Below are 5,749 nucleotides of genomic sequence, written 5' to 3' on the forward strand. Positions count from 1 at the left end.
GAACGCATATGAGCGAGAGATCCTCGGGCCCGGTCGTCTCCAGCTGGCGGACGCCGCCGAGCAAGTCGCGGAAGGGTCGGCGGCGCTCCGGCAGGCGCTAACAACGGTGACGGCGACCGTGGCCGCCTCGGACGGGACGCACACGCCGGCCACGCCGGCGGACCTGCCCACCGCCGGCCGCCGCCCCGCAACCCGCGCGGTCCTGACCGCCGCCCGGCGGTGAGCGGGGGGCGGGTGATGACAGCGTTGCCGTTCTTGCCTAGGGTGAGGCGGTCCAGCCCCGAACCCCCGAACGGACACCGGATGACGCAAGGGCCCATGCCCGCCGAGCTGCCGGAAATGCTGCGGCAGCACCTTCAGGCCGCCGTGGACGAGATGGAGCGGGAGATCCGCGACCAGGTCCCGGAGTACGCGGGCGACGACGGCGGCGAGTACGCCCAGCGGGTGGAGCGGACGGTCAGCGACACCGTCGCGTTCTTCGTCGACTCCGTCGACCACCCGAACGCCGACGCGCGCAAACTGACCGAGCTGTACATGCGGCTCGGCGAGGAGGAGGCCCGGCAGGGCCACAGCCTCGCCGCCCTGCAGAACGCGATGCGGGTGAGCAGCCAGGTCGCCTGCCGGCGGTTCATCAAGGACGCCTACCGGCTCGGCTGGTCGCGGGAGACGCTGAGCCGGCTGACCGACTCGCTGTTCATGCTGCTGGCGCGGGTCGCCGACGCCGCCGCGCAGGGGTACGCCCGCCAGCAGGGGCAGCTGGCGACCGAGCGGGAGCGGCGCCGCGAGCGGCTGCGGGACCTGCTGGTCGCCGAGCCGCCGGCCGCGGCGGAGACGATCGCCGAACTGGCGGTCGCGGCCCGCTGGGAGCTGCCGAAGAGCATCGCCCTGGTCACGCTGGGGGCCGGCGCGCCCACCGGCGCGCGGATCCTGCCGCCCGCCGTGCTGGCCGACTGGGACGCGCCGGTCCCGTTCCTGGTGGTGCCCGACCCGGAGGGCCCCGGCCAGGACCGGCTGTGGCCGGTGCTGCGCCGGCTCGGCACGGCCGCGATCGGCCCGACCGTGCCGCTCGCGCAGGGCGCGCTCTCGCTGCGCTGGGCCCGGCACGCGCTGACGCTGGCCGAGCGGGGCCTCCTCCCCTGCGACGGCCCCGTCCGGTGCGTGGACCACATCGCGTCGCTGGCCACCCTCGCCGCGGACGAGCTGGTCGGCGCGGCCGCCGAGGCCGTCCTCGGCCCGCTGCTCGAACTGGCCCCGGCCCGCCGCCAGCCGCTCGCCGAGACCCTGCTGACCTATCTGGAGTGCGGCGACAACGCGGTCGTCGCGGCAGAACGCCTGCACATCCACGAGCAGACCGTCCGCTACCGCCTGCGCCGCATCGCCGAACTGACCGGCGGCCGCTTCCCCGACCTGGACGGCCGCCTGGACGTCATGCTGATGCTCAGCTGGCTGGTCCGCACCGGCCGCACCGCCCGCACCGCCTGACCCACGTCAGAGGAAGGCGGTGACGCGGATGGCGAAGTCTTCCGGGGTGATGATCTCGACGCCGAGCTTTTCCGCCTTGGTCTTCTTGGAACCCGCTTTCTCGCCCGCGACGAGCAGGGAGGTGCGGGCGGAGACCGAGGAGGAGGCCTTGCCGCCGGCGCGTTCGATCAGTTCGTTCACCTGGTTGCGGGACAGGCCCTCCAGCGGGCCGGACATCGAGCCGGTGGCGACGATGGAGAGTCCGGCGAGCGGAAGGTCCGACGTGTCCGGCCCGGCCTCGTCTGTGGGGGCGGCGGCGCCCGGTTCGGTCATGGTGACGTCGGCCGCGACCAGTTTGTCGATCAGGCAGGCCAGTTCGGCGATCTCGGCGACCAGGATCGTGGCGCGTTCCGGGCCTACGCCCTCGACCTCCTGGAACGCGTCGGCGTCGGCGGCGCGGATCGCGTCCATCGTGGCGAAGTGGCGGGCTATGCGCCGCGACATCGACCGGCCGGTACCGCGCACGCCCAGCGCGCAGAACACCTTGTTCAGCGGCTTGGCCTTGGCGCCCTCGATGGCGGCGAGCAGCGCGGTGGTGCTGGTCTCCCCCATCCGATCGAGGGCGATGACCTGGTCGTGGGTGAGGGAGAACAGGTCGGCGAAGTCCGTGATCAGGCCGGCGTCCACGAGCTGGTCGATGCGGTTCTCGCCGAGGCCCTCGATGTCGAGCTGGTCGCGGCCGACCGCGTACCGGACGGACGCCACGGCATGGCACGAGCGGCCGCGCACGCACCGCCACCGCTGCTGGGAGGCGTCGATCTCGTCGCCGCAGCGCGGGCACGCGGCGGGCACCGCGATCGGCCGTTCCTCGCCGCTGCGCAGGTGGACGACCGGGGCCTCCACGCGCGGGATCACGTCCCCGGCCTTGTAGACGGTGACGTGGTCGCCGATCATCAGGCCGCGCCGCTCGATGTCGGCGGCGTTGTGCAGGGTCGCGTAGGTGACGGTCGAGCCGTCCACCTCGACGGGCTCCAGGACGGCGCGGGGCGCGATGACGCCGGTGCGGCCGACGTTCCACTCGACGTCCAGCAGCCGGGTGATCTTCTCGACGGCGGGCAGCTTGTAGGCGATCGCCCAGCGGGGCGCGCGGGAGGAGACCCCGGCGTCGGCCTGGTCGGCGGCCGCGTCGGCCTTGACCACGATGCCGTCGATGCCGAAGTCCAGCTCGGCGCGGAGCGCGGCGATCTCCTCGACCCGCTCGCCCACCCGCTCGATCGTGGTCGCGGTGCGCGCGGGGACGGGGGTCGCGGCGGTGGTGTGCGCGCCGAGCCCGGCGACGAGTTCCATGATCCCGCTGTGCGGGAGGTCGCGGAGGCGGGCGGCGGTCGCGTCGTCGGTGCCGTCCAGGGGGAGGGCGCCGTAGGCGAAGAAGGTCATCTCGACCTGGTAGGGGCGGTCCTTGGCGCGCAGGGAGCCGGCGGCGGCGCTGCGCGGGTTGGCGAACGCGGTGCCCCCGGCGCCCGTCCGCGCGGTATTGGCGGCCTCGAACTGCGCGTGCGTCATCAGGACCTCGCCGCGCAGCTCGACGGTGAGCGGCTCGGCCAGCCGTCGCGGCAGGCCGGTGATCATGCCGATGCCGTGCGAGACGTCCTCGCCGGCGGCGCCGTCGCCGCGGGTGACCAGCTGGACGAGCCGCCCTTCGCGATAGCGGGCCGAGATCGCCAGGCCGTCCAGCTTCGGCTCCACGCTCCACGCCGCGACCTCGCGGCCGAGCCTGCGGACCAGGCCCGCCGCCCACGCCTCCAGGCCCTCGGCCGAGAACACGTTGTCGAGGCTCAGCATCGGCACGGTGTGCGGGACGTCCCCGACGACCGCTCCCCCGGCGACCTTGCCCGTCGGCGAGTCCGGCAGCACCTCGGCGGGGTGCTCGGCCTCGTAGGCGGCGATCCCGCGCACCAGCCGGTCGAAGGCGTCGTCATCGAGCGGCGAGTCGCCTTCGCCGTAGTAGGCCGCGGACGCGGCGACGGCGCTCTGGACGGCGGCGGCGTAGGCGGCCTGATCGCCGATGTCAGTGCGGGCCGGTGTCTCGGTCATGGGCACATCATCCCTGGTCCCACTGACATTCCGGGGGCGTCAGCCGCCGCCCAGGCGGTGTCCGAGGAAGGCTAGCTGGGGGCGGAGATGGGGCCGCCAGAAGGCGCCGTCGTGGCAGCCGGGGTCCATCGCGCCCGCCGGGTGGACGCGGTCCCGGAACTTGCGCGCCATGGCGGCGAACGGGTCGCTGGTCCCGCAGTCGACGCGGAGCGGGACGCCCTTCAGCTCGTCCAGGGCCGCGAAGACGTCGTTGCGGGCGAAGTCGGCCGCGTCGTCGAAGGCGCGGGCGTTGGTGGAGTGCGCGTCCTCGTACGACGTGAACAGAGCCGGGGACGGGGCGACCACGGCGACCATCCGCCCGGCACCGAGCCGCCGGGTCAGCACGAGCGTGCCGTAGCCGCCCATCGACCAGCCGATCGCGCCGATGCGGTCGGTCCGGGCACCGCGTTCACGCAGGCGCGGGAGCAGTTCGTCCACGATCATCCCGATGGGGTCGTCGCCGTCCGCGCGGGGATGCCAGTACGTATCGGGCCCGCCGTCCACGGTGACAAGGGCGAACGGAGGGACGCCGCCGTTGGCGACGGCGTGCGGCAGGTAGTGGTCCAGCGCGAGGCTCGACACGGCGCTCGCCCCGGTGCCACCGCTGCCGTGCAGCGCGACCGCTACCGGCAGGCCGCGGAGGGAACGGCCCTGCGCAGGCGGGACGATCGTGGCCGTGACGGTGGTGCGCCGGTGCGCGGACCGCCAGGTCATTCGCTGGACGGCGGCGGACGCGGCGGGCGGCGCCGGGACGTCCCCGCACCTGCCGAGTGCGCGGTCGAGGCGGACCTTGCCGGGCAGCACCTCGTTCTCGACCAGCGCGTACCCGGTGCCGGCGGTGGCCGCGACGGCGCCGAGTCCGCCGAGCCCGCCGAGCAGCAGCGCGCGGCGGGTGATCAAACCGGGTCCCTCATGATGACGGGAGTGTACGGGGCTCGTCGTGCCCGCGCGCGGCGTGCGCGGACCGGGACAGCAGCGCCACCCCGCCGGTGAGCAGCAGGACGCTGAACGAGACGGCGACGAACGCGGCGGCGGTCCCGGGCGGCAGCGTCTCGAAGGCGAACGCGGCCACCAGGTAGGGGGCGATCGGGTTGGTCATCGTCATCGCGGTCATCGCGGCGGGCAGCGACCCGGCCGCGAACGCCCGCTGCTCCAGCACGAGGCCGAGCAGCGTGCTGCCCGCGAGCGCGTAGCCCGGCCAGTCCACTGCGGTGGCGGCGACGCCGCGGTCGACGAGGTCGGCGGTGGTGAGCTTGATCAGCACGGCGGTGGCGGCGAAGCACAGCCCCGCGCAGACGCCGAGCAGTGCCGCCCGGACCGGCCCCGCGCGCAGCCACGCGGCCCGGGACAGCACGACGACCACCGGCGCCGCGATGAGCCCCGCGACGAAGATCCGCGGCCGGGACGGCTCGCCCTCCGGCGGGATCGCGCCCGGCACCGTGAACAGGACGGCGAGGCCGGCGGACACGGCGACCCCGCCGAGCAGGTCCATCCGGGCGGGGCGGCGGCCCGTGCCGACCGTGCCGAGCGCGATGGTGAAGACGAGCTGGGTGACCAGCAGCGGCTGGACGATCGCGGTCGAGCCGAAGTGCAGGGCGATCGCCTGCGTGCAGAAGCCGGCCAGGTTCACCCCCCACCCGGTCAGCCACACCGGGTCCCGGATCAGCCGCCGGATCAGCCCGTGCGCGGCGCCGGCGTCCTCGCCGCCGTGCACCGCGCGCCGGGCGGCCCGGTACTGCAGCGCGGCGGCGGCGGCGAACAGGAACGCCGCGAGCAGGGCGAAGCCCACGGACCACGCCATCAGGCCGTCCCGCTCTGCGCCTCGCTGCCCGCTCCGCTCCCGGTGCGGACCGCCGCGGCGAGGCGCTCGAAGGCGCGCAGCAGGCCGTCCGGGAACGCCGCCCCCTCGGGCAGCACGCCGGGCTCGGCGGTCACGGAGATGTGCAGGGCGCCGTTCCAGCTGAGCGCGCCCACGGCGAACGGCACACCGTCGGCGAGCGGCAGGATCGGGTGGACGTCCCCGAGCCGCGCCCCCACGAGCGACATCGGCAGCGGTGGTCCCGGCATGTTGGAAACGATCCCACCGAAGAAGCCCGCCCGGTAGGTGCTGCGGGCCGCGCGGGCGTGCAGCGGCGGCGGCAGCGCGCCCATCAGC

General features: G+C 74.9%; 6 protein-coding genes. 2 read left to right on the forward strand and 4 right to left on the reverse strand.

Annotated features, from left to right (window positions below):
* Together HUX53_RS09300 and HUX53_RS09305 are read left to right on the forward strand one after the other, a co-directional pair.
* On the forward strand, nt 1–223 hold a 223-nt coding region (locus HUX53_RS09300), incomplete at its 5' end, for a hypothetical protein (protein WP_176402749.1).
* An 80-nt stretch (nt 224–303) separates the two neighbouring features.
* Nucleotides 304–1,482, forward strand: a complete 1,179-nt coding sequence (locus HUX53_RS09305; protein WP_176402750.1) for a CdaR family transcriptional regulator — start codon at nt 304–306, stop codon at nt 1,480–1,482.
* Between the two features lie 6 nt (nt 1,483–1,488).
* Here HUX53_RS09305 and ligA read toward each other — a convergent pair whose 3' ends face one another.
* From ligA to HUX53_RS09325, 4 genes are all read right to left on the reverse strand, one after another.
* Nucleotides 1,489–3,555, reverse strand: a complete 2,067-nt coding sequence (gene ligA, locus HUX53_RS09310) for an NAD-dependent DNA ligase LigA (RefSeq protein ID WP_176402751.1) — start codon at nt 3,553–3,555, stop codon at nt 1,489–1,491.
* A gap of 39 nt (nt 3,556–3,594) precedes the next feature.
* Nucleotides 3,595–4,494: an alpha/beta hydrolase family protein gene (locus HUX53_RS09315; protein WP_176402752.1), complete on the reverse strand. Its 900-nt coding sequence runs from the start codon at nt 4,492–4,494 to the stop codon at nt 3,595–3,597.
* Between the two features lie 10 nt (nt 4,495–4,504).
* Nucleotides 4,505–5,395 (reverse strand): DMT family transporter, encoded by an 891-nt coding sequence (locus HUX53_RS09320; RefSeq protein WP_176402753.1) that lies wholly within the window; start codon nt 5,393–5,395, stop codon nt 4,505–4,507.
* On the reverse strand, nt 5,395–5,749 hold a 355-nt coding region (locus HUX53_RS09325; RefSeq protein WP_176402754.1), incomplete at its 5' end, for a WS/DGAT domain-containing protein. The genes HUX53_RS09325 and HUX53_RS09320, both read right to left, overlap by 1 nt.

It is taken from the genome of Actinomadura sp. BRA 177, from assembly GCF_013372625.1.
In the GTDB taxonomy this organism is placed as follows: domain Bacteria; phylum Actinomycetota; class Actinomycetes; order Streptosporangiales; family Streptosporangiaceae; genus Spirillospora.

What these genes read in the sequence shown, in the direction of transcription:
- HUX53_RS09305 (WP_176402750.1), top strand. Translation starts at nt 304, where the DNA reads ATGACGCAAGGGCCCATGCCCGCCGAGCTGCCGGAAATGCTGCGGCAG.
- ligA (WP_176402751.1), bottom strand. Translation starts at nt 3,555, where the DNA reads ATGACCGAGACACCGGCCCGCACTGACATCGGCGATCAGGCCGCCTAC.
- HUX53_RS09320 (WP_176402753.1), bottom strand. Translation starts at nt 5,395, where the DNA reads ATGGCGTGGTCCGTGGGCTTCGCCCTGCTCGCGGCGTTCCTGTTCGCC.